Source organism: Zunongwangia sp. SCSIO 43204 (assembly GCF_019904275.1).
GTDB lineage: Bacteria > Bacteroidota > Bacteroidia > Flavobacteriales > Flavobacteriaceae > Zunongwangia > Zunongwangia mangrovi.
This window is the reverse complement of sequence record NZ_CP063204.1, coordinates 1,945,764-1,967,630: the sequence shown is the minus strand read 5'-3', so window position 1 is coordinate 1,967,630 and position 21,867 is coordinate 1,945,764. Positions and strand designations below refer to the sequence as shown.

The window sequence follows — 21,867 nt, the reverse complement described above, 5'->3', positions numbered from 1 at the left end:
TCTTATTGATTGTTTGAAAACTTATTTTTAATGTCTTTTTCTGCCATTTTTAAGGCTTGCAATGCCTGTTGTTCATTTGTGGTTATTTCCAAAATTTGGTCTGCCAACCACAACGCTAATAATTCCTGTTCATCTGCCTTTAATAACTCCGCTATTTTAAGCACCTGTTCCCGTTTGGCTCTACGTTCTCCACGCTCAATCTTGCTAAACATAGGCGTATCAATTTCCAATTGTGCCGAGAGCTGTCTTTGGAGTAATCCTTGACTCTCTCTAAGCTCTTTAATTTTATTTGCTAGCTTCATCTGATGATGTCTATTATTTTTTTAAAGGTCAGATGTAATGTCCATTTATTAAAAACTATTGATTTCACTACAACAGTTGGACATTTCACGCCTTTTATATTTTGACTTGTCAAATTTTGTCCAATGTAAGAATAATTAGTGAAAAAAGAATAAGGAAAACCGTAAAAAAGGAAAATAAAATTTCACTTTCTAACTGCCTTAATATAAGTTTAATATGAAAAACGGTAACTAATATTGCTCATTCAATTTTATAATTCCTTAAATATATTAGAACATTTCTAAATCTTAATTCTACTTTCTTACCACCAAATGGCTCAACCCCGGTTCGTTCAGCAATCGTTCCATTTCTGATTGGATAATGTCCTGTATATCCTGTTTGATTTGGAAATAGTTGCGCTGTACCATACCCGAATCCAGCTTTCGGATCACTTCAATATCCCGGTAGTTTTCTTCCTCACGCTTAAGACTATCATGGTCATTAATAATCTCACAATGGAAAGCTTTCAGGTAAATCTTACAATCTGGATTATCCGCTACCATACCCACAAATTCACCAGAGCTTAATCCCGATATTTTGGAAGGTGGTATGGCTGCTTCCAATTGTTTGGATCGGCTTATGGAAGTGTCCCCGCTGTTAATCGAATAGCTCTCCCTGTCCTGCATGATTTTTCCAAAGCGTTCCGATAATTGTTTGGCAGTATCCCCCGTAACCTGACCGCTAACAATATTTCCTGTAATATTCATAATCACATCTGCCTGCTCACGTCCGTAATCTTTGCGGAGCTGACTAAAATCCTGAATACCCAAACAGGTAGAAACCTTATTGCTCCTTGCAGTGGCAATCAGGCTATCCATATTGTTCAGATAGATAGTCGGGAACTCATCAAAAATGAGGCTACTCTTTAGCTTTCCTTTTTTGTTCACCAGCTTGATTAACCGGTTTACATAGAGCGATAATACTGCTCCGTAAATCTGTATTTTTTGCGGATTATTTCCCATACAAACTATCTTTGGATCATCGGGATTATTGATATCCAGATTAAAATCATTACCCGATAACACATAATATAATTGTGGGGATGAAAGCCTGGCCATTGCCACTTTTGCGGAAGCAATTTGACCTTCCAATTGTTCCATAACATCATTGAGGTATGCATTAACAAAAGGATTTATCAGTACTTCAATTTCCTTCTCGGTTCGTAATAATGTGAACAGGCTATCATAATCTACCTGCATCAATTCAATTACATGCGGTAAGGTACAGAATTCACCATTCTTGTATTTTTTCAGATACCAGATAATAGCGGTTAGAAAGTTAATTGGGGATTCCACGAAGAAGTCTCCCTGGCGCTTAATCCATTCCCTGTTTAACCCCATCAAAATAGTACGGGCACTTTCTGCCGCATCAGTAATATCAGTCATTGCTGAAGGCTCTAAGGGATTGCACCGATGGCTACGGGTAAGATCATCGAAATTAATCACATAAAATGCCGGGGGCTTGGTATATCGATGCTGGCTTTTCAGCCAGGTATTATAGGCTATTTTGGAAAGGTCATCAAACTTAAAGTCGTACACAAACATGGTAAAACCTTTACGGATATGCTGGGTGATTACATGACGTATCACAAAGTAGGATTTACCGGAACCGGGTGTTCCCAATACCATAAACCCTCTGAATGGATTAATGATATTGACCCAACTTTTTCGCTGCTTATCTTTTAATTGGTACTGCGCAGGAAGATTTATGGAATATTCATTTTCCAGTAATCGTTCTTCCTGTGGAAAGGTTTCGTTTTCCTTATTAAATATATCCTTGTTATTAATTTTATCCCTGATGATTCGGGAAAGCAAAGTACCTCCTGTCAACACCAGCAGAAAGCCTATTCCAGTTAGTGCCATGTACAAAATAGCAGTCGTCATTATAGGAGTATTCAACTTCATACACAGATAGCTGATAAAATAAATAAGCAGTCCGGTAATCAGGTAGGCAAAAGCCGTCCTATGGTTTAATTTCTCATCCTTTTTCCCTTTCGCCCCTAAAAGAGATATACCCAAAAAACCAAGCGCAATTAATTTCGATTTGTGAAAATTGTTAAACAATCCCGTCTTATAAATATTGCTTAAAATACGGTCACTAAAAGTGCTTTGCCATCCCCATAGTTCAAAAGCACTGTAGCAGTAATAATAGAAATGGATGATTAATATGGTAATACTGATAAGCCTAGTCATATCCAGTATTTTTCTCAGTGCCTGTTCATTTTCTCCGGTGTGCATTGCCATAGCTTTATTTTTTTACTGGTTATTATTCAGATTTCTTTTTTTCTTCTTTTTGCGTTTCTTTTTAAGCTGATTAGGTAAATAATCTGAGGTGTTTTCTGCCTGGGTTAAAACCTCCAATACATTTTCTTTTCCTGTTGGTATAGTAGCAGATTGAACCTCTTTATCAGTTTCTTTGGTTTCTGCCTCAGCGATAGTCTGTGGCTGTAACCCAATGGTTTGTTTCGGGTCGGGATGCCTTAGCAAATCCTGTCCTGAAACCCCTTCCGGCAAACACCTTTCTTGAATGGCTTTGGCACTGTAGGCTTTGCCTAAAGCACTCCCGTTAAAAACACATTTGGTTTGGTGATCCACATAGGTGATTCCGTATAAAATTCCATTAACATTTTGCCTTAGTACAATATGAATACCCTGTTTTTTCAATGCAGATATTAGTTTTGGAATGGATGACTTTTTTGATAACAATTCTTTATCCACCGCATTTTTAATCCGTCTTTTAAAAGATGTTCGTTTCTCCATATTTTCTTTGAATTTCTGCTCCAGAAATTTCAAGGTTGGTTTATTATAAAACAGACTAGATTTGATGGGGACACCTACCGCATTCCCGTCAGCATCCAGTATCCGATATAGCAATCCACCTGTTTGATAAACCTTTGAATTTTCTGTTCCCCGTTCAGCTTTTACATTGTATTGATTGAGTACTGCATTCAGCTCCGGAAGACTGGTATATTTGTATGGATTCAACACATTTTCCAGAATGTTTTGGATAGCCATTTTGGTTTGCGATTTACCATACATTGCCTTGCCGACTGCTATAGGTTTTAACTGATAATTTTTGCCTTTTTTTTGAGCTTCAGCCTGTACCAAACCAAACTCTTTTTCCAATGCTTTACGAGCGGGTTCAGACTTACGAATGCCCAAATGGTGCAAGTCAATTCGTTTGCCGTCGGCTTCAATATTGGTAGTTACCAAATGGATGTGCGGATGTCCTGCATCGTAGTGTTGATAGACCAGATAAGGTTGCTCACCGAAACCGATTTTATTCAGATAACTGTCAGCTATTTCAAGCAATTTTTGATTTGATAAATGGTGCTCTGAAACATCAAAATTGAGTGAAATATGGACGCTACTCCGTTTTGTTTTTTCGTTTAATTCCATCTGTTTTAAGAAACGGTTCAGCTTCATGGTAAAACTCATTTTATCCGGATCAACGGGATAATTTCCTGCCCCGATACATTCCGCAACTCCCTGCTTTACTTTGTTCTCATTGTAGTTTAAAATGCGGTGAATGGAATGTCCTGTTTTGATTACTGCAACCATATTTCTGCCATTTTTTGGATGTGCTTTTTAATCTCATCCACCTTATTGAACAGGGTTCTTTTTTCCACTTCATAGGCAATCAGCCAGCTTCTAAATTCTCGGATTTCTTCAAGCGTATGTAGCTTTTTTACCGCCTGATTAAAGTTGTTGCCTAGGTGGTTTAGTTCCTTTCTTAGCTTGGCCATTTCTGCCATAAAATCATCAGCAGATTGGTTACGATATGTGGTTACAATGGGCTTTTCAAAAAGGCTATGACGAACATATTCGCTCAGCTTTCGGCAGGTGCTGTTTTGCCATTTCTTTTCGATTTTTTCATACTCATCGGGCGTTAAACGCAGCCCGATAATGCGTGTCCTGTTTGATTTTTTTCCTTCCATCTTCATCTCCTTTATCACGTTATTAAACTCAAAAATTCATTCTATACGCCCTGCCCACGAGTTCCGAGTGATAGGCAGCAAGATGTCGGTTGTTAAACAACCGTTCATCTTGCCGTTTGCAGGAACGTTGCAAACTCATCGTTTTGCCAAAGTCTCCCAGAGGCTTATTGTGTACTTTCAGGGATTTTGGCAATTTTCTAAATAGTGAGATTTTCAAAAATGTTTAGCAACACTTTTACAGTTTATTCCCTAAGCGTTTCTTCTGCTGCTTTCCAATATGGACAAGCCAGTCATTAAGGTCTTTGTAGTTTTGGTAAAGCTTGCTATGATCGTTATATTTCTTGCTATTAGACAATGCTTCCCTGGCAACTTTTTTCCCGGCAGCATCATTGTCCAAATACAGGTTTATTGACTTGTGCGATTCCAGAAATGGACGTGCTTTTTCGAAAAGGGAAAGGGAATTTAAAATGACAAAATCAGGAGTGTTATTTACCTCATTTTCTCTGATACTTTTGAACGAAAGAAAATCCATAAAGCCCTCGAATACGGTCACCTCATCGGAAGCATTTTTTACTGTGGTAATGTCTTTTGGAGAACTGCTTGCTTTGAAATAAGGATTACGTATTTCAAATCCACTGGAATCATTTTTAAAACCAATTCCATAATAGTTTTTCCCGTTTACTTCATAATATACTTCCCTGCAATATCGGGTTGCAATTTCAATAGGAATTTTTCGCTGTTCCAGGTAGTGGATCAATGCATTCGACTTAAGCTCAACCTCTTTTAAAATTTTAAGTTGATGCTCCGGTGCATTTTCTATTTTTGGAGTATTTTTTAAGGGCTTTTGAAAAGAAAAACCACCATCCAATTTTTTCAGAAATTCTCCAACCGAGCAACCATGATATTCAATTCCGAAATCGATAATATTACCTCCCTTACCAAGTCCATGATCATACCATCGGTTCAGCTTTCGATTTATCTTAAAAGAGGGTGTATTTTCCTGCCGTAATGGTGAAACATACCAATAGTCATTGTTCCTGATTTTTGAAGGTTCATGACCTAATGAGGACAAGTACTGAACCATATCCATTTCTTTTGCTTCCACAATGGAAAGTTTTTGTTTCCTGAAATCCATAACCACACATTTTCATCTTCACTATTCAGTTTATTGACATAAAGTTAAACAAGTAGTATGGCTTCTAACTATCCTCTTTATATTTTGATGAGGGTAATGATTCTTATTTAACCTCTAAACAGCTGATATTATCATTTGAAAACTATCCTAAGTTTCAATTTTGATTGGCGTTATGAAAATCATTATCTCGTCAAGGTGCCATCAAAAAGTACTTATCATCATTCTATAAGGTTTTTTAAACATTAATTATATGCATAAATGAATTATTCTATTGTTTTAAAAACATTAAGTACAAGACATTAGTTATTTGTAAATTTTATATTATGTAAAAATTTACGTAAATTTGCACATAAATAATTTTAGCTATGAAAACAATATTGTATTTGACCGATCTTCATTTCAAAGCGAACGGGAGAAATTACTATGAAGAAGATCTGTTTATCACCTCTAAACTAAGGGAACATTTCAATATCCTGATCGGGAATCCCCAACAGGCGATTGCATTGCTAGACAAGGCAGACCTGGTCGTCTTTAGGAATACCGGAGCCGTAATCGGGTATCAGGACTATTTTGACCATATCGTCGATGTCGTACAAAATGAGAAAATCAACATATTCAATTCCTTTGACGGTAAGGCCGATATCAAGGGAAAACAGTATTTACTGGATTTAATGAAAACTGAATATCCCGTCATCCCTACCGTAGAAGATATTTCAGATATTGATGCCCTTGGTAATTCCGAAAAGTATATTGTCAAGATAAAGAACGGGGCCGATTCCATTGGAATGGAGATTTTGACCAAGGAAGAACTATTAAAAGCAAAGCCCGAGGGAAAACTCATCCAACCCTTTTTGGATTTTGAATATGAGGTTTCCTTTTACTATTTGGATGAAAAATTTCAATATGCATTGTATGCACCGCAAAAGGAAAAGCGTTGGGATCTCCAAGAATACGGGGCAACTCCAGAAGATTTGGAGTTTGCCAAACAGTTTATACAGTGGAACAATATCAAAACGGGAATTACCCGAGTGGATGCCTGTAGAATGAAAGATGGCTCCCTGCTTCTGGTTGAATTGGAAGATCTGAACCCATTTCTTTCTATTGAACTGCTTTCGGCAGAAAAGCGGAATGCATTTATGAATAACTGGGTAACGGTATTGAAAAAGCTCGCATAAATTTATGGTCTCCAGAATTAGTTCAGAACTCTTTAAAATCTTGAAAAAATGAAAAGCAAAGCACCTTTACGTCCGTCATTACGAATAGAAAATACGGTTTATATTTCCGGACAGGTTGGCATCAACCCGCAAACCTCAAAATTGTCCAATGATAGTTTTGAAAATGAGGTAAGGCAAATGATGGACAATCTAAAACTACAACTGGAAAACAACGATGGAGGTTTTAATAATTTGGTAAGTGTTATTGCCTATTTAAAAAGTATGAAAGACTATGACACCTTCAACACCATCTATGGTACTTATTTTGAGGATAAATTTCCGACAAGGACGTGTATCGCCGTATTGGATCTTCCACTTGGAGCTTCGGTTGAAATTTCAGGAATAGCATACATTCCTCAGCGTAAGTAAACTACCTCGGGGCAAACCCGCGAGGTATTCAATGGAAACTTACTATTAGATTTCGACGCATCCCGATAGCTATCGGGATCGGAACATATAAATCTCGATTATCGAGTAAAATATTATGAGAGCAATAATTTTATCAAGAAACAAAAATGTTAATCAGCTTATATATACTGAACTTCTACTACCGCAATTAAAGGAAGGAGAAATACTTGTGCAGACCAAAGCTATCGGTATAAACCCCATAGATTTAAAGACAAAAAACGGCAAGGGAATCTATCCTATGCTACAAGAAGAGAATCCACTTATTTTAGGTTGGGAACTTTCGGGGGTGGTGACCCGGTCCCGTTCGGAAAAGTTTGATGAAGGCGACGAAGTTTTTGGACTTATAAACTTTCCCGGACACGGAAAGACATACGCCGAATATGTAGCGTGTCCCGCTAGTGATTTAGTAAAAAAACCTTCAAACCGTTCTCATTTTGAAGCTGCCGCAACAAGTCTGGCTGCTTTAACTGCGTATCAATCATTGGTTTATCTCGGAGAATTAAAATCCGGGGAAAAAATCCTGATCCACGCTGCTTCGGGTGGTGTAGGGCATTTTGCCGTTCAGATTGCCAAACATTTAGGAGCCTATGTCGTGGGAACTTCCTCAGAAAAAAACAGGGAATTCGTTTTAAGCCTAGGTGCTGACAAACATCTCGATTACAAGACCGATGCGTTGGAGAAAGAGCATAAAGACTATGATATCGTGCTGGATATGGTTGGCGGGGACACAATAGACCGTTCCATTCCATTAATAAAAAAGGAAGGTGTTCTTATTTCTATTCCATCTGGCAAGAATGATGCAGTCACGGATAAAGCAAATAAAAATGGAATTAAAGGATTGAAATTTACGGTGCAATCCGATGAGAATGATATGAAAGTAATCGCCGATTATTTGCAACAAGGGATTCTAAAACCACATATTTCAAAAATAGTTGAATTTGATGCTATGGAAGAAGCCCACGCACAAATAGCGAGCGGCCATACGGTAGGCAAAGTCATTGTTAGATTATAAAAATAATATGAACACGATAGAGAAAGCAGGAATATTGGCGATTGCGGCAAAGCTGCAAAATGTATTGGACACCTTAAGGGATGCAGGTAATTTATTTTATCAGGCACACGATATCAATTTTGAGACCAAATGGTTTCCCCCCATTTTTGTGTTGTCCATAGTCGACCAATTAAGTGTAACGGAACTAGCAAAGGAAATTGGATTAAGCCATCCGGCAGCCATCGGATTGTTAAAGGAAATTGAAAAAAATGGGCTTATTTCTTCCGTAAAGGATAGTAGGGACGAACGAAAACGCAACCTTATGCTCAGTCCTAAAGGCCGGGAAATAGTTACCGAATTAAAGCCCTATTGGGATAGTATTGCCAGCACTCTCTCAGACATAACAGCCAATCCGCATAACCTTTTTATTGCTCTTATCGAAGTTGAGATGCGACTGAAGGAAAAACCCCTTTTGGAAAGGCTCAATGAAAAAGCAGTCCATATTTTAGAGAAGTCCAAAGATAAGGGGTTAACCATAGAAAGATGTGATAATTCATTTACACTAAATTTGGCGAAAGCCATACACCGTGAACTATTTACGCATCCGGTTGAAGAAGAAATTAACCCAGATACTGCAAAAAGCAAACCCACCTATTTCCTGGCCAGTGTCAATGGTTTACCGGCAGGGCACACCGCTATTTACTTTACGGACAGCGAAATGGAAATCTACTCTATTGGCGTGCTGGAACAGTATAGAAATCAAGGTGTCGCACGGCATTTAATTCAACATATCAAACAGAGTTACCCATCAATGAAGTTAATTAAGGCCACTTGCGAAATCCATCAAAAAAGCTTCTTTGAGCATTTGGGCTTTGTGCTTAAGAAAGCTGAAAAAGAACATAACAGGATAACGATGGAACTTAAAATTGTTTCATAAAAAAGCATCCACAAGCAAAAGAATATTTTTGATATGGAACAAGAAAAGACCAACGTACATATAATACCTTATGAGGATTCCCATAGAGATGCCTTTAGGGACATCAATTACCAGTGGCTTACCCAATATTTTGAAGTCACTGCATATGACAAGCCTTTTTTTGAGAATCCCCGAAAAGAAATCCTGGATAAAAGCGGCTATATTTTCCTGGCTTCCCTAGAAAATGAAATTGTGGGCTCTGTCGCTTTGGAAAGGATTACGGATAAACAATACACCTTGGCAAAAATGGGGGTTAAACCAGGTTTTCAGGGATTAAGGATTGGGCAGTTATTAATGGATAAAGCCTTGGAAAAAGCTGAACAATTGAACTTAGATAGTTTGGTTCTGTACACCAATCATCAATTGGTTCAGGCGTTAAATTTGTATAGCAAGTATGGTTTCCGGTTTGAGAGGCTTGAGAATCCATTGGTTGAAAGAGCTACCATAAAAATGGTGAAAAAATTCAATTAATAAATCATGTAATTGAGCGTGGATTGGTAGTGAAAGATGATGAGAAAAATGAAGGACTTTTATCCAATATCCCTGATGAAAATCTGGAAGAATTGAAAATTATTGCCGGTCAGTATCTCGAAAAAGCTGGGCTAATTGAACTCAATGAAAAGTTAAATGAGTTAGGAAAAGGGAAGTAAAGTATTCAGGCTGGTTATTCGGTTATCCAGCCTTCTTCTTTTCTGCTATTTTGAACCTTGTTTGCTATGAGCCAATCTTCAAATAATGAATCGTTAACAGGAGTAAATTTAATAAATTCTCCTGAGGATAGCATTAAGGTAAAATCTTTTGCTACGGTAATGTATTTCACTTGTTGTCCTGTTGTTATCGAAATTTCCTAAGTTTAAGTGCCGGACTCAAAGCAAAACGCTTCAAGAATATTTTACAAATATAGTTTTTTTGAGTCTTAGATGGAAATGAAATAATTTCTATTTAATTATGTAAGATATTTAAAAATAAAAATCTTCTGAAGATTAGTGAAATTATGAAAATAAACTATCCCCCTATTTTAGCTTTAATTTAAACGATCCAGGATTTTTATCATTTCCAGAAGCGTACCTTTAGGCTCTATTTTCCCATCTTCCCAATTTTTGAGTTCCTCAATAAGACTACTACCCGAATATATTGTCTTGATTTCTCCGCTAAACGAAAATTCCTTTTCTCCTTTTTTGTTAAACAGCATATTTAAAGTTTCAAAGCATCTGTCTGCGGTCTGCTGAGTATCAAAAATCAGGCTGGTCAAACGCTGTTTTTTGTAATAGATAGTCAATTCTGCAACCGTTTTTTTATTTTCTTCCATCTTAATTTCTATTAAAATTTAACCTGATATTCGACATTAAGTTACTTTAATCTCATCTACTTATTTCTTACGACTTTAAACGTAAGAACCTTAAATGCAACTTTAGATGCAGCTCCTTATGCGAAGGTTTAAGATTCTTAAAAGCAGCTTTAGATGGTTTTAAGATTTTCAGAATAAATTCTGTCTGAAAACTGCTTTTTTACTTAATGATTACCAAACTATTTCAGGATAATCCCTATAATTTAATTCATGTACATTACAGCCTAATTCATTAGCCCTACTCATCATATCAGACTCCCACATTTTATAAGCAGGTGAAAATTGAGAATAAGCAATTAACAAATCTGGTATTCCCCGAAATCTTCTTTTTCCCGGGATTTTACTCAAATACTCTATATTAATAGCCTGCAGCACTAAAAAAACCAGGTCATTATGTATATCAATTTTTTGATCTATGAAATTTTGAATTTGTTGTGCGCCCTGGGGATCATAATCAAATAAAGTTTTCTTACAATTATATTCGAGGATATGAAGATTTGCCTGATCCAGGGCATCCAGCACTACATAACCTGAATTATAGCGAAGAACGGAAATTAAATAAAGGAAGTCTGTCCATAGATATCTAAAGCCTAAATATTCAACCTTATTTTCCGAGTCAAAAACAAACTTATCTTTCAACCTGGAATGTTGGAAAGCTTTTCGGACCTCATAAGCAAAGCCCATTATTATGTCCGATTGCCCCTTCTCTTCCTTCTTATATTCATTTAACCGCTCCCCTATTTTATGAATGGTTTCATACAGGCTTGTTAAGTCACCATAATCACCCCATAATTCTAATCCTGTTCCTTTCTTGGTTGGGTTACTTTGAAGCATAGAAAAGCAATTTAAATATTTAAACTTTTTACAAATATCACTATTTAAATCAATTTAGTATATGTCGTTTTCACCATTTTTTTGATAGGTGGGGAATCTTGGAAAAGGCGAGAACAGAGCATCAAATCGAGACAGGTTCGAGATTTGTTTAATACTTTCTTAGATTTTCGTCTTTTCCGACTCCAGATCTTCAAGTTTCCAGTGAATTGGCTTATAATTCCGAAAGAATTTACGAATTAGAAAAAAGAGGTCATAAATTATGGGGCTTATGGATAAGTAATCCCAATCCATATAATGCTATCGGGCCATTTCCATATAGTAATATCACTGATTTATCAATAATAAACTGGCAACAAAAATTAAATGAAATTCAGACAGATATCATATATGGTCTATTAAATTATCAAGCAGTTTCATTAGCTTTCGAGGTTTTGAAGTATATTAGAGAAAATAAATTAAGGTTTCCATTTATATGGCATTTCAAAGAAGGTCCTTTTTATTGTAGGCAATTTGGTGATTGGAATAAACTTATTTATTTATTAGATAATTCTGATGGAAATATCTTTATAAATAGAGAATCCCTGCAATGGTATTCTCTATTTATTAACTTTAAGGACAAACTCCTTTTTTGCATGGATGGAGATTTGCCTGTTAAAAATTGGTTTAAGGATAATTATACAAGAAAGATTTCCGAATTAGATCAAGAAATACATACAGTAGTTCCTGGACGCTTGGTGGGTCTTAATCCTATGAGAATGTTTGAATTGTTCAAAAGAGGTATTCATTTGCATTTATATGGCAATTACTATCATTTGCTTTATTATGATTATATTAAAGAGGTACAAAATTCTTCTTTCTCTAGATATTTGCACATACATAGCACCGTAAGGCAAGATAAATGGTGTGAGGAATTTTCTAAATATGATGCAGGATGGTTACACTTGTTTAAAAGTTATAATTTTGGGAAATTACAAAGAATGAGTTGGGATGATTTAAATTATCCGGCTAGGATTTCTACTTTGGCTTGTGCATCTCTACCAATGATACAGGTGAATAATGATAATCACTTAGTAGCTACTCAAGAATTGACATCACATTTAGATATAGGAATATTTTATAAGGATTTTGAAGAATTGCATATAAAATTAAAAAATAAAGAATGGCTGCGGAATCGTTTACGGTATTGCATCTGGCACCACTGGAAAAAGCCCGAACGAAAACGGAAAAAACTGATTCGGTTGGGAATTAACCCAGACCACGCCTACGCTTGGAGCCGTACCAGAATGGGCGGTTGGGCAGTTGCCAAGAGTCCTATTTTGCGTACCACCATTACCGTAGAACGCTTAAAAATGAAAGGTTATGTTAGTCTAATCGAATACTACAATCGATGAGTTTCATTGTTGAACCGCCCAGTACGAGACCCGTACGCTGGGTGGTGTGAGGGGTGCACTCCGTCATTTGATGGCGGAGCCATCCACTCGATTGCCACACGTTTTTTATTCCGCTGTTTGTTTTTCCAATATTTTTTGTCTAAACCTTGAGATAAAACCAACAACCTTTCTTTTTTCAGTCGTCCATTTCCCTTTATATCTTTTATTACCTCTATCATAATCGTGCTGTAATTCACCACCTAAATCCGCGAGATAAATATCCAAGTCCATTTTAAGTGAATGAAGCCAAGGGTCGAATTCATTATTTTGTTGTCTTATCTGTTTTACTAAGTCCAAAAGAGTATTTCCAGCTCGTTCCAAACTGTATATACTTGGTGTTTTTAAAAACTCGCTATCAAATAGCTCTTTTTTAATAGGTTTTAATTTCTCGTCAAAATCCTCGATTGTCATATTCATAAACATTCTATTTTAGATAGAACAAAGATATGAAAAATACCAATGCAATAGTTTTTGTCTATAATACTATCGAAGTTTATTTATCAAAACTATTTATCCCCTTGATGTGGAAGAGCCACTTTTAAACTAAACTTTATTCGGGACGTTGTCTCGTTAGTCAAATTTTCAGAAGTTGAAGCGTCCAAATCCAGAACTTGAATTTTAAGTCCGCCACCTATTTTGCTGTTTTCTTCATTAGAAGCAGTTACAGCAACGTCAAAATCCACAGTTGTTAAATGTCTTCTACCATCCTTTCTCCAAATAGAAGTTGTTTAGTCGTGGTCTTCTATTCGTTCCATTATAACTGGATTTATTATTGCTCCATTCTATTCGGCAAATTCTATTGTATCATTAACAGATTTAATAATCGATTTCAAGGTTGTGGTAATAAATTGGTCTAATTCCATATGTTTTTCTCAAATGTGTGGCAACGGCAGTTTGTCTCAAAACTACCTGCTTTGGTTTTAAAAATAGTTGAAATTAGGATTGAAAACAAAATTTATACTATGATCAGTATTTTTTGTTATGCATTGGATAAAAGCTTTATTCATTCTTATAGAAGCTTTAATATACTTCTTGAAGGTTAAAAACAGAACCACGATGCGTTGCTGTAAGCCGATTTTACTATTGAACAATCTTCTTAAATTATAGGCCAATGCGATGAGTCCAAAATCTGCAGAAGCTGCCTTGATGCCCCTTTTGGTCATGATATGATCAAAGCCCCATTGCCGCTTCATAGTGCCATAGGGATGCTCGACCAGCGCTTGCCTCTTTTTATAAAGCTCTCCGCTTTGTTCGACCCGCTTGGCGTTGCCTTGGATGATCTGGGTAAATTGAGTGCGCTGTATAATCTTACCGTTAGCTTTGGCCGTGGTACACTTGCTGCGTACCGGGCACTCCTTACAGGCCTTGGTCTTGTATTGTTTAAACATATAGTTGCGGGCTTGGTACCAGGAGCCATTGCTGTATAAAGTATTTCCCTGGGGGCAAGTATAGGCGTCATCATCAGGATTATAAATGAAGTTTTCAGCATTGTATTTAGGATCTGGCGCCTGACTTTTACGTCCAATGGCCGGAATGGCCACCAGGGTATCGATACCTAGACTATCGGCAATATGGAACTCGCTCCCGGTATGATAGCCTTTATCATAGAGTGCAGTAAAGGAATTTGATCGTAAAATAGACTTGGCCCTTCTGAGCATGAAGCCCATTGCTTTTTTATCATTCTGATTGGTGAGTTTATAATCGATCAGTAACTTATGTTTGGCATCTACGGTAGTTTGCGCGGTGTAGCAGACCTCGGTAACGGTTCCCCTTACAATTTGATGTCTGCTATCAGGATCAGAGGTCGATCGTTGTGGGTTTTCAGAAGAAGCATCCTTGTCTAATTGTTTTTGTATTGCCCGGTATTTGGTCTGTTGCTGTTTGCGCCCTTTAATTTGCTCTTTAATTTCTTCGGTTTTTTTCCGGTCTCCATCAGCCTTGGCCAGTTCTTGGTTATGCTCTTCGAGCTTTTTATCGATGTACTCTAAATGCCGCTGTATTTTCTTTTTGTTGTAGTTATTTTTTTTGCTGTTTTGCGCCCTTAGCTTGGTAGAATCCCCGGCAATAAGTGTTCCCCCGATCAGGTTGAAGTTACGGGCGATGGCCACACTTTGCCGGAACACCTTTCGGATGGCTTTTGGGTTTTCTTTTCTAAACCGGGCAATGGTATTGTGATCGGGTTTTAAGTTTTTAATCAACCAGATCACTTCAATGTTACGATAAACCTCTTTCTCCAATCTTCGGGAAGATCGCATCTGGTTCATATAGCCATAGATAAAGAGTTTGAGCAAATCTGCGGGATCATAGGGCGGCCTCCCTTGAGTGGCTATGGTTTGAAAGCCCATCTGTGATAAATCAAGCAAGTTGACAAATTGATCAATGAGTCGTACGCTATTATCCTGGGGAATCATATCATCCAAACAGGTTGCGTAAAGACTAAGCTGTTCGCGGTCTTGTCCTTGTTGGTATTCCATATCCTAAAAATACGAAATTCTTAGGTTTTGAGACAGTCTGACGGTCTTGTATAAGAGCAGTAGCGGATTTCGAAGCGTTTAACTTGTCCGCCACCACCAAATATTATTAAATGTACAGACTTTTAAATTTACCACTTCACCCGCTATTGCTCTTATACATTGTTGTGCCTTCGTTGTTTTTCTTTCTCTTTTCAGTCAGCGTGGGGAAAGCCAGACTCTTTTGTAGGTTTTGGTTGAGCGTTGGCTGGTGCGACCTGCAAATGTGTATGGCTTTATGCATTGGCAGTTCCGAAATATTTTTTCTTCAACCAAAATGAAACTCTAACCAACAAAATTAAGGCTGGGACTTCTACCAAAGGTCCAATCACACCGGCAAACGCTTGTCCTGAATTGAGTCCGAAAACTGCAATGGCAACCGCAATAGCCAATTCAAAATTATTTCCTGCTGCCGTGAAGGCAACCGAAGCTGTTTTATCATATTCTTCCCCCATTGCTTTGGTGACGAAAAATCCGATGATGAACATTAATGCAAAATAAATGAGCAACGGAACGGCAATGACTACAACGTCCATTGGTATTTCCACTATCATTTCTCCTTTTAATGAAAACATTACCAAAATTGTAAATAATAAGGCAATAAGGGTCATTGGCGAAATGGCAGGAATGAACTTCTGTGTGTACCAATCCTCACCTTTTAATCGTACTAAAATTTGCCTGCTCAATATGCCCATTAGAAAAGGAATTCCTAAGTAAATAGCCACACTTTCAGCAATTGTTCCGATTGAAATGTCAACGATAGCTCCTTCAAAGCCAAAATAAGGCGGAAGAACCGTTATGAAAATCCAAGCATAAAAACTATAGGCAAACACTTGAAAAATACTGTTCAATGCTACTAAACCTGCTCCATATTCGCTACTCCCTTCTGCAAGGTCGTTCCACACCAACACCATTGCAATACAGCGGGCTAAACCAATTAAGATTAGTCCAACCATATATTCGGGATAGTCCCGCAAAAAGGTGATGGCTAAAGCAAACATCAAAACGGGGCCTACAATCCAATTCAGAACAAGTGAAATGGAAAGAATTTTAGTATTTCTGAAAACCTTGGGCAATAATGAATATTTCACCTTCGCTAAGGGTGGGTACATCATTAAGATAAGCCCAATAGCTATCGGAATGTTAGTAGTTCCTTGATTGAATGAGTTGATGAAATCAGGGAATCTCGGAAAAAAGTACCCAATTCCTACACCTATTGCCATTGCAATAAAAATCCAAAGCGTCAGGTTTTTATCAAGAAAGCTTAATTTTTTTGTTGCCATAATTAAGGGTTGTAAGTTTTGGCATATTGTTCTGCCGTGAGTAATTTTTTTAGCTCGTTGCTGTCTTCAATTTCTATCTTAATCAACCAACCATCTCCATATGGATTGTCGTTTATTAATGTGGGCGCTTTTAATAATATTTGGTTTGTTTCAATAATTTTACCTGATATAGGCATAAACAAATCGCTTACTGTTTTTACAGCTTCCACAGAACCGAAAACTTCGTCTTGAGAAAAGTTGCTGTCAATGTTTGGCAAGTCCGGATATACGATTTCACCTAATTCGCTCTGGGCAAACTCTGTAATGCCGATGGTTCCAATACCATTTTCAACACGAACCCAAGTATGTTCTTTTGAATAATATAAATCGTGTGGGATTTTCATTGTAATTGCTTTTTTAATATCCTCGCCTTAGATTTTCGGCATAGTCGTTTGGTAAAATACTTTCTTCAACTGCTTTTGCAGCCTTTTCTATATCATAGTCAAATCGGATAAATTCTACCTGAATACTGTCTTTGTCAAGAATAGAACTGTTATCGTTGATAGTGAGCATCACATAACCACCCCTTACATCATTGTCTTTAGGTTTTCCCACTGAACCAATGTTTATGGCGTGGCGAAAATGGTTTTGTCCGTCAGTTCCCGAATTTAAAATGCGATGATAGGGTTTGTGTGTATGCCCGAAACACATAATGTCAGCATCTGCCTGTTCCATTATGCGAAGCATACTTTTTTCTTCACGGTCTTCAAAAAGGTATTCGTTTATTTTTCGTGGGCTTCCGTGAACCAAAAGTAAATTCAGTTTATCGTTGTTTAACTGAAATTCAACTTTGATATGTGCCGGAAGTGTGCGCAAATAAGCTCTTTCTTCATCTTTCATTATGGAATTGGTAAATGAAATGGAAACACTTCCGTTTGCTTTTTCTTCATCAGTTTTGTAAGCACAACCGCAATCGTTGCTCATTCGTCCAATGCCAAAATCATAATTTCCTGCAATCGTTGGGATTTTACGTTTACGAATTTCATTTACAACTTCGTTGGGCCAAATGTTATAGCCCACTAAATCGCCCAAACAATAAATGCTGTCGGGGTTTCTCTTTTCTACGTCTTTAAAGAAAGCTTCCAATGCAGGAAGGTTTGCGTGAATGTCGCTGAACAATGCAATTTTCATATTCTCTAATTTTTTGAGTTTAACAACAACCTGAATTTGGCGTGCAGCAAGAAGCTTGAGTTGCTTGAAGTTCCGATAATTTCATTTTGGGCTTATCTTCAGGAATTCCACACTTATCCTTCGCCAAACAATCAGTTTGTTTGGTAGAAAGCAGAAAGTTTTTACCGTCAAAGTCCAAACCATATTTTTCAATACTTTGACCTTGATATTCAACTTCTACCATCAGGCTTTCATCAATGTTTAAGGTCTTTTCTGAAAGTTCGATGATTTTCAATAATTTCTCGGGGTGAAGCCTATGGTCATAGTCATTGGCATTCCAAAGTTGAAAGCTTACCACTTCTTCATTGCGAACAGTTCCGCCACAATCAATAAAGTGTTTGGTTATTTTGCCAACTTCGGTAACGTGAAAGTGATTGGGCACTAATTCTCCGTTTGGTAATTCAAAAGCAATGTTTTGCAATTGCTTTAGTTTGTTTTTTACTTCTGAAAGGTTCATATTTATATTTGTTTATTGCGATTATACGATTGAGTGAGTTAAATTTTTTTAGCAACAATCTACTTTTGGAAGGTCTTGATTTAAAAAATCAGTCATCATTAATTTCATTTTAGCCCAACTTTCGGGATTAATGCAGTAGCAAACCCTTGTTCCTTCTACGGTTCCCTGAATCAGTCCCAAATGTTTTAATTCTTTCAAATGTTGTGAAATGGTGGGTTGCGCCAATCCTATTTCATCAACCAAGTCACCACAAATGCAGGTGTTTAATTTGAATAGATGTTGAATGATAGCTACCCTTGCTGGATGTCCAAAAGCTTTTGCAAATAGGGCAATTTCATTTTGTTGTTCGGTGAATATTTCGGTTTTGACCAATCCCATTTCTTCTTTATTAATTCATTGCAATATTACGATTAATATTTTTATACACCAAATTATTTCGGTGTGTTGGCAAAAATGGCTCTTTTGGTTTTTTGAGCGGTGGTTTGTGTGTCGGAAAAAAACAAATGTGCCATTTGTGGGTCGGGTTTCTACAATGAGGCACAACGGTTTGGATATGCGTAGTGCGGGATTTCAAGGCACTTCACTGTCCGCCTACCGAAAAGTTTATTTAATGTAATTACTTTCATAACAGCACTTTTGCCCGCATTACGTATAGCCAGTGTTATGCCTTTGCCCTTCTTTTTGTCGTATGTTTCAGTACCCAATTGCATTAAAAAAGTCTTTAAGTTTTTGTCGGTCAAGTTGTCCTTCTGTCCGAACACTACTGCATAAGTCAAGCCCAAAAGGTTGAACAGTTTCGATTGCTTGTCTAACATTGTCTTTGTTTAGTCCACCTGCAAGAAATAAAGGAATTGGAATTACTTTTCTTATTTCTCGGCTCAATTCCCAATTATGAGTTCGTCCTGTTCCGCCTAATTCCTTCACAGACAAGTTTGGATTTCCACTGTCCAATAAAATAGCATCAACATAATTAGATACTTCGATTGCTTCCTTTACAGAATTTTCGTCAATAACGTGAATGACTTGAACCAATTTCACATTTGGCAATTCGTCTCGCAGTAATTGATACTCTCGTTGTTCTAATTCGTCAACAATCTGAATTGTCGTAGTATTTACTCTTTTATAATGCTGAATTATGTTTTGTGGTTTTGTTTCACTTGTTAGCAAAAAAGTTGAAATAGGTGGTGGTACTGCCTTGGCAATTTGATAAATGAGTTCATCTCCAATTACACCTGGTCCACTTGGCATATGACCAACCAAACCTAATGCAGAAGCACCGTATTCAACGGCTAATTTTGCTTCTTCAATGCTGCTTATACAGCAAATTTTTACTCTTGGTCTTGTCATATAATTACTTTATTTTCAATTTCTTCTGTCATTGACAAAATGTTTAAATCATCATCATATTCGGCATTGAACGCAAAAGTTTTGTTGTCAAGAATATACTTGTAAATATACCAATCAGTTTTTGGCGTTGGTACATTCAATAGGTCGTCAAAATTAATCCACATCAAAGTCCCTTCGTTACAATTTGGTGGTTCAACAAAATCAATATCTGCGATATACACATAACCAGTCCAATTGTATTCTGTTGGTGAGGTCTCTGTCAAAATACCGCAATATTTCATCGTTTCAACTTTGATACCTGTTTCTTCAAAAGTCTCACGTATGGCTGACTTTAAAGGACTTTCAAAAGGGTCAAGTTTTCCGCCTACTGGTGTGAAATTGTCTTTGTTTGGCTCTTTAAGTCTTTTGAGCAATAGGAATTTGTCTTTATGTCTCAAAATGCAGAGTGTCGCTACTCTTTTAAGTCCTATCGGTATTTTATTCATTTAGTGTCGTCTTTTAGGGTGAGGCATAACGGTTTTGTATAACAATAAGTTGCGGGTTGATTGAAAACTAAGATAGCTAAAATTACCGACTTTTATGCTTGCGCGGTTGTGTCCGCAGGACACAAAGCCGCAATTGTTGTTATACGGTGTTAGCAGTTGTTTTTATTCCGCTGTTTTTATTTTTTTCAATTCAATTAGTAGACTGTCTTGACTTTTTGATTTAGTCAGATTACTTTTCTGTAAAGATTTTATACTTTCATTCAATTCCATCAACGCATTTATTTGATTTTGTTCCCAAACTTTATCTCCTTCATAATCTTTCAGAGCGAAAAATAAAGCAATTCCAGAAATTAATGTTGAAAATATTACAAGTCCAATTGAAATTCTTGTGTTTTTAGTTGCCGAAATGGCATTGCGTTCAGATGCTGTTCTAAACAACACTATTTCTTCGTTAAGCTTGTGTATAAGTTCTCCGAGAAAATCAAGTCTAAATTCTTGTTGTTGGGAACTACCAGTTAACGATGAAACTTCAGAATTTAAAGTTTCTAAAGAGCTGTCAAGTCCTCCAAGTGAAGTTAATTGTTTATCAGAAAAGTGGGTTGTTATCTTACTTAATAAATTTATTTCTTTATTAAGTCCACCAATCAGATTATTGAGCTCGTTTTGTTTTCGGTTTTGTAATTCTGTTAATCCGATAGTAATTCGTCCAGAATATTTCGCTGCAGCAGCTGGTGTCAAATCTTTTTTCATTAAATACTTTGATTGAGAATTTATCTTTTCGATAATTTCCTCATTCGTATATTCAATAGGATATTTTTTTTCTGACATAGGTTTTTTCAAATAACTGCTAACGTGTTTGTATATGGCTCGTAGCGTGCAAATTAGCAATAAATTTTCGGTTAAGCACGAGCCAAATTTTTTAATTTTCTTATTATCTTTTTCATCAATAAGCCAAATTAAAAAATTTGGCGGACTTGCAAATATGACTTAACTTCGATTAAGCAACTAATTAGCTATGAGCTATATACGGTGTTGTCTGTCTGCCCTTATCCACAGTTTGTTCCTTTAATTTTAAATTACGTTACTAATTTAATGTGTCAATTTTTGGTCTATCAATGCTAAATCCCAATTGTTTTTTCCTAAATAGAATGCATCTACCCAAAAATATGATGGATTAATATAATTTTGATTACAATCAAATTCTACATACAGCTTTATTCTATACCCATTTTGACCAATATATCTTACAAGATTAGCATTGTAAGTACTCCGACTTACCATTACACAGCTGGGTGTACTTTCTTTTAATTTTTGTTTAACAAATAATATTGTTGTTTTAAACGCCTCTTTCCGCCAATAATCTGAATATTCAAAATCCTCTAATTGATTTTGATTGCTTATATTAACTTTTTCTTCTTGATATAATTCTAAATCCTCTTTTCTAATTTTAAGTTTTTGCAGTTCACTATTTTCAACTTTTTTTAGATTTATGAAACGAATGTAATTGTAATCATCTAAAACGTGAGCAATTGTTTTAGAACTCAAAGTGTCTAAAAAAGTTCTATCAAAATATTTAGAATTGTAATAATATGATGTTCCTGTTTTTTCTATTGATAAAGAATCAAAATGCATTTTTCTTATACCCCAATCGGCTTGTCCTTCTAATTGAAAAAAGAATGTAAGACTTCTATCTTTTAGGTCAATCTTATGATAATTTACTTTTTTGGCAATTGCGGGTTGCCACTTTCCATTTTCGTCTATGGCAGTGAAAGAATAGAATTTTGTAGTATCCGTTTTAAAAATTAAAACTGAATCTTGGACTCGGTTTTCTTTTATTTTAGTGTCGGTACTATTCGAGTTGTTTTGACAACCACACATACTTGTTAAACCTATTAAAAACAGTACTGTTAAAAATTGTTTTTTCATTATTTTATTTCTTTTGGTTTTATATCAAACACTCTTAT

The 21,867-nt window shown here is 36.4% G+C and carries 26 protein-coding genes; 7 read left to right on the top strand and 19 right to left on the bottom strand.

All coding sequences use genetic code 11. The features are described from left to right. Positions 1–2 precede the first annotated feature (2 nt). From INR75_RS08680 to INR75_RS08660, 5 genes are all read right to left on the bottom strand, one after another. Positions 3–302 carry a helix-turn-helix domain-containing protein gene (locus tag INR75_RS08680; RefSeq protein WP_223091577.1) on the bottom strand — a complete coding sequence of 100 codons (300 nt, stop codon included), beginning with the start codon at positions 300–302 and terminating at the stop codon, positions 3–5. A gap of 291 nt (positions 303–593) precedes the next feature. After that, a complete protein-coding gene (gene mobC, locus INR75_RS08675; RefSeq protein WP_223091889.1) occupies positions 594–2,576 on the bottom strand; it encodes a conjugal transfer protein MobC in 1,983 nt (660 codons plus the stop codon). Positions 2,577–2,594: 18 nt separating this feature from the next. Further along, entirely contained in the window at positions 2,595–3,899 is a 1,305-nt protein-coding gene (locus INR75_RS08670; RefSeq protein ID WP_223091576.1) for a relaxase/mobilization nuclease domain-containing protein, read from the bottom strand. Beyond that, positions 3,887–4,282: a plasmid mobilization relaxosome protein MobC gene (locus INR75_RS08665; RefSeq protein WP_370629895.1), complete on the bottom strand. Its 396-nt coding sequence runs from the start codon at positions 4,280–4,282 to the stop codon at positions 3,887–3,889. Before INR75_RS08665 ends, INR75_RS08670 begins: the two co-directional genes overlap by 13 nt. A gap of 229 nt (positions 4,283–4,511) precedes the next feature. Beyond that, positions 4,512–5,411, bottom strand: a complete 900-nt coding sequence (locus tag INR75_RS08660; RefSeq protein WP_223091575.1) for a toprim domain-containing protein — start codon at positions 5,409–5,411, stop codon at positions 4,512–4,514. Positions 5,412–5,776: 365 nt separating this feature from the next. On the opposite strand from INR75_RS08660, the gene INR75_RS08655 reads away from it, so the two are divergent. The 6 genes from INR75_RS08655 (at position 5,777) to INR75_RS08630 (ending at position 9,650) form a co-directional block, all read left to right on the top strand. Next, positions 5,777–6,586, top strand: coding sequence for a hypothetical protein (locus INR75_RS08655; RefSeq protein WP_223091574.1), 810 nt, complete (start codon positions 5,777–5,779; stop codon positions 6,584–6,586). 48 nt (positions 6,587–6,634) lie between these two features. Then, the gene (locus INR75_RS08650) at positions 6,635–6,994 is read left to right on the top strand and encodes a RidA family protein (RefSeq protein WP_223091573.1); all 360 of its coding nucleotides are present in this window, start codon (positions 6,635–6,637) and stop codon (positions 6,992–6,994) included. Positions 6,995–7,109: 115 nt separating this feature from the next. Next, complete coding sequence (locus INR75_RS08645) at positions 7,110–8,045, top strand: NADP-dependent oxidoreductase (protein WP_223091572.1); 936 nt, start codon at positions 7,110–7,112, stop codon at positions 8,043–8,045. Positions 8,046–8,052: 7 nt separating this feature from the next. Then, a complete protein-coding gene (locus tag INR75_RS08640) occupies positions 8,053–8,961 on the top strand; it encodes a bifunctional helix-turn-helix transcriptional regulator/GNAT family N-acetyltransferase (protein WP_223091571.1) in 909 nt (302 codons plus the stop codon). A 33-nt stretch (positions 8,962–8,994) separates the two neighbouring features. Beyond that, positions 8,995–9,471, top strand: a complete 477-nt coding sequence (locus INR75_RS08635) for a GNAT family N-acetyltransferase (protein ID WP_223091570.1) — start codon at positions 8,995–8,997, stop codon at positions 9,469–9,471. A 23-nt stretch (positions 9,472–9,494) separates the two neighbouring features. Next, entirely contained in the window at positions 9,495–9,650 is a 156-nt protein-coding gene (locus INR75_RS08630; protein ID WP_223091569.1) for a hypothetical protein, read from the top strand. A 14-nt stretch (positions 9,651–9,664) separates the two neighbouring features. Here INR75_RS08630 and INR75_RS08625 read toward each other — a convergent pair whose 3' ends face one another. The 3 genes from INR75_RS08625 to INR75_RS08615 form a co-directional block, all read right to left on the bottom strand. Then, positions 9,665–9,820 (bottom strand): hypothetical protein, encoded by a 156-nt coding sequence (locus INR75_RS08625; RefSeq protein WP_223091568.1) that lies wholly within the window; start codon positions 9,818–9,820, stop codon positions 9,665–9,667. 204 nt (positions 9,821–10,024) lie between these two features. After that, on the bottom strand, positions 10,025–10,309 hold the full coding sequence (locus INR75_RS08620) for a hypothetical protein (RefSeq protein ID WP_223091567.1): 285 nt from the start codon (positions 10,307–10,309) through the stop codon (positions 10,025–10,027). Between the two features lie 210 nt (positions 10,310–10,519). Beyond that, positions 10,520–11,182, bottom strand: a complete 663-nt coding sequence (locus INR75_RS08615) for a hypothetical protein (protein ID WP_223091566.1) — start codon at positions 11,180–11,182, stop codon at positions 10,520–10,522. A 206-nt stretch (positions 11,183–11,388) separates the two neighbouring features. Between INR75_RS08615 and INR75_RS20455 the strand changes: the two genes are divergently transcribed. Further along, a complete protein-coding gene (locus INR75_RS20455) occupies positions 11,389–12,573 on the top strand; it encodes a hypothetical protein (protein ID WP_255584684.1) in 1,185 nt (394 codons plus the stop codon). A gap of 105 nt (positions 12,574–12,678) precedes the next feature. Here the strand turns inward: INR75_RS20455 and INR75_RS08605 are convergent, their stop codons facing one another. From INR75_RS08605 to INR75_RS08555, 11 genes are all read right to left on the bottom strand, one after another. Next, the gene (locus INR75_RS08605) at positions 12,679–13,029 is read right to left on the bottom strand and encodes a hypothetical protein (RefSeq protein ID WP_223091565.1); all 351 of its coding nucleotides are present in this window, start codon (positions 13,027–13,029) and stop codon (positions 12,679–12,681) included. Positions 13,030–13,532: 503 nt separating this feature from the next. After that, the gene (locus INR75_RS08600; protein WP_223091564.1) at positions 13,533–15,086 is read right to left on the bottom strand and encodes an IS1182 family transposase; all 1,554 of its coding nucleotides are present in this window, start codon (positions 15,084–15,086) and stop codon (positions 13,533–13,535) included. A 272-nt stretch (positions 15,087–15,358) separates the two neighbouring features. Beyond that, positions 15,359–16,405 (bottom strand): ACR3 family arsenite efflux transporter, encoded by a 1,047-nt coding sequence (arsB, locus tag INR75_RS08595; protein ID WP_223091563.1) that lies wholly within the window; start codon positions 16,403–16,405, stop codon positions 15,359–15,361. A gap of 2 nt (positions 16,406–16,407) precedes the next feature. Then, positions 16,408–16,788, bottom strand: coding sequence for a glycine cleavage system protein GcvH (gene gcvH, locus INR75_RS08590; protein ID WP_223091562.1), 381 nt, complete (start codon positions 16,786–16,788; stop codon positions 16,408–16,410). Positions 16,789–16,801: 13 nt separating this feature from the next. After that, positions 16,802–17,575, bottom strand: a complete 774-nt coding sequence (locus INR75_RS08585) for a metallophosphoesterase (RefSeq protein WP_223091561.1) — start codon at positions 17,573–17,575, stop codon at positions 16,802–16,804. Between the two features lie 19 nt (positions 17,576–17,594). After that, on the bottom strand, positions 17,595–18,071 hold the full coding sequence (locus tag INR75_RS08580) for a DUF6428 family protein (RefSeq protein ID WP_223091560.1): 477 nt from the start codon (positions 18,069–18,071) through the stop codon (positions 17,595–17,597). Positions 18,072–18,119: 48 nt separating this feature from the next. Next, entirely contained in the window at positions 18,120–18,449 is a 330-nt protein-coding gene (locus INR75_RS08575) for a helix-turn-helix transcriptional regulator (protein WP_223091559.1), read from the bottom strand. 315 nt (positions 18,450–18,764) lie between these two features. Then, the gene (locus INR75_RS08570; protein WP_223091558.1) at positions 18,765–19,418 is read right to left on the bottom strand and encodes a phosphoribosylanthranilate isomerase; all 654 of its coding nucleotides are present in this window, start codon (positions 19,416–19,418) and stop codon (positions 18,765–18,767) included. After that, the gene (locus tag INR75_RS08565; RefSeq protein WP_223091557.1) at positions 19,415–19,903 is read right to left on the bottom strand and encodes an NUDIX domain-containing protein; all 489 of its coding nucleotides are present in this window, start codon (positions 19,901–19,903) and stop codon (positions 19,415–19,417) included. Before INR75_RS08565 ends, INR75_RS08570 begins: the two co-directional genes overlap by 4 nt. 162 nt (positions 19,904–20,065) lie before the next feature. Next, positions 20,066–20,731, bottom strand: coding sequence for a hypothetical protein (locus INR75_RS08560; protein ID WP_223091556.1), 666 nt, complete (start codon positions 20,729–20,731; stop codon positions 20,066–20,068). A gap of 261 nt (positions 20,732–20,992) precedes the next feature. Next, a complete protein-coding gene (locus INR75_RS08555; protein WP_223091555.1) occupies positions 20,993–21,829 on the bottom strand; it encodes a hypothetical protein in 837 nt (278 codons plus the stop codon). Between the last annotated feature and the right edge of the window lie 38 nt (positions 21,830–21,867).

Coding starts and splice junctions, on each gene's coding strand:
- INR75_RS08650 (WP_223091573.1), top strand. CDS start 6,635: ATGAAAAGCAAAGCACCTTTACGTCCGTCATTACGAATAGAAAATACG.
- gcvH (WP_223091562.1), bottom strand. CDS start 16,788: ATGAAAATCCCACACGATTTATATTATTCAAAAGAACATACTTGGGTT.
- INR75_RS08670 (WP_223091576.1), bottom strand. CDS start 3,899: ATGGTTGCAGTAATCAAAACAGGACATTCCATTCACCGCATTTTAAAC.
- INR75_RS08555 (WP_223091555.1), bottom strand. CDS start 21,829: ATGAAAAAACAATTTTTAACAGTACTGTTTTTAATAGGTTTAACAAGT.
- INR75_RS08560 (WP_223091556.1), bottom strand. CDS start 20,731: ATGTCAGAAAAAAAATATCCTATTGAATATACGAATGAGGAAATTATC.
- INR75_RS08605 (WP_223091565.1), bottom strand. CDS start 13,029: ATGAATATGACAATCGAGGATTTTGACGAGAAATTAAAACCTATTAAA.
- INR75_RS08580 (WP_223091560.1), bottom strand. CDS start 18,071: ATGAACCTTTCAGAAGTAAAAAACAAACTAAAGCAATTGCAAAACATT.
- INR75_RS08665 (WP_370629895.1), bottom strand. CDS start 4,282: ATGAAGATGGAAGGAAAAAAATCAAACAGGACACGCATTATCGGGCTG.
- arsB (WP_223091563.1), bottom strand. CDS start 16,405: ATGGCAACAAAAAAATTAAGCTTTCTTGATAAAAACCTGACGCTTTGG.
- INR75_RS08640 (WP_223091571.1), top strand. CDS start 8,053: ATGAACACGATAGAGAAAGCAGGAATATTGGCGATTGCGGCAAAGCTG.
- INR75_RS08655 (WP_223091574.1), top strand. CDS start 5,777: ATGAAAACAATATTGTATTTGACCGATCTTCATTTCAAAGCGAACGGG.
- INR75_RS08620 (WP_223091567.1), bottom strand. CDS start 10,309: ATGGAAGAAAATAAAAAAACGGTTGCAGAATTGACTATCTATTACAAA.
- INR75_RS08575 (WP_223091559.1), bottom strand. CDS start 18,449: ATGGGATTGGTCAAAACCGAAATATTCACCGAACAACAAAATGAAATT.
- INR75_RS08635 (WP_223091570.1), top strand. CDS start 8,995: ATGGAACAAGAAAAGACCAACGTACATATAATACCTTATGAGGATTCC.
- INR75_RS08570 (WP_223091558.1), bottom strand. CDS start 19,418: ATGACAAGACCAAGAGTAAAAATTTGCTGTATAAGCAGCATTGAAGAA.
- INR75_RS08660 (WP_223091575.1), bottom strand. CDS start 5,411: ATGGATTTCAGGAAACAAAAACTTTCCATTGTGGAAGCAAAAGAAATG.
- mobC (WP_223091889.1), bottom strand. CDS start 2,576: ATGCACACCGGAGAAAATGAACAGGCACTGAGAAAAATACTGGATATG.
- INR75_RS08645 (WP_223091572.1), top strand. CDS start 7,110: ATGAGAGCAATAATTTTATCAAGAAACAAAAATGTTAATCAGCTTATA.
- INR75_RS08680 (WP_223091577.1), bottom strand. CDS start 302: ATGAAGCTAGCAAATAAAATTAAAGAGCTTAGAGAGAGTCAAGGATTA.
- INR75_RS08565 (WP_223091557.1), bottom strand. CDS start 19,903: ATGAATAAAATACCGATAGGACTTAAAAGAGTAGCGACACTCTGCATT.
- INR75_RS08585 (WP_223091561.1), bottom strand. CDS start 17,575: ATGAAAATTGCATTGTTCAGCGACATTCACGCAAACCTTCCTGCATTG.
- INR75_RS08600 (WP_223091564.1), bottom strand. CDS start 15,086: ATGGAATACCAACAAGGACAAGACCGCGAACAGCTTAGTCTTTACGCA.
- INR75_RS08615 (WP_223091566.1), bottom strand. CDS start 11,182: ATGCTTCAAAGTAACCCAACCAAGAAAGGAACAGGATTAGAATTATGG.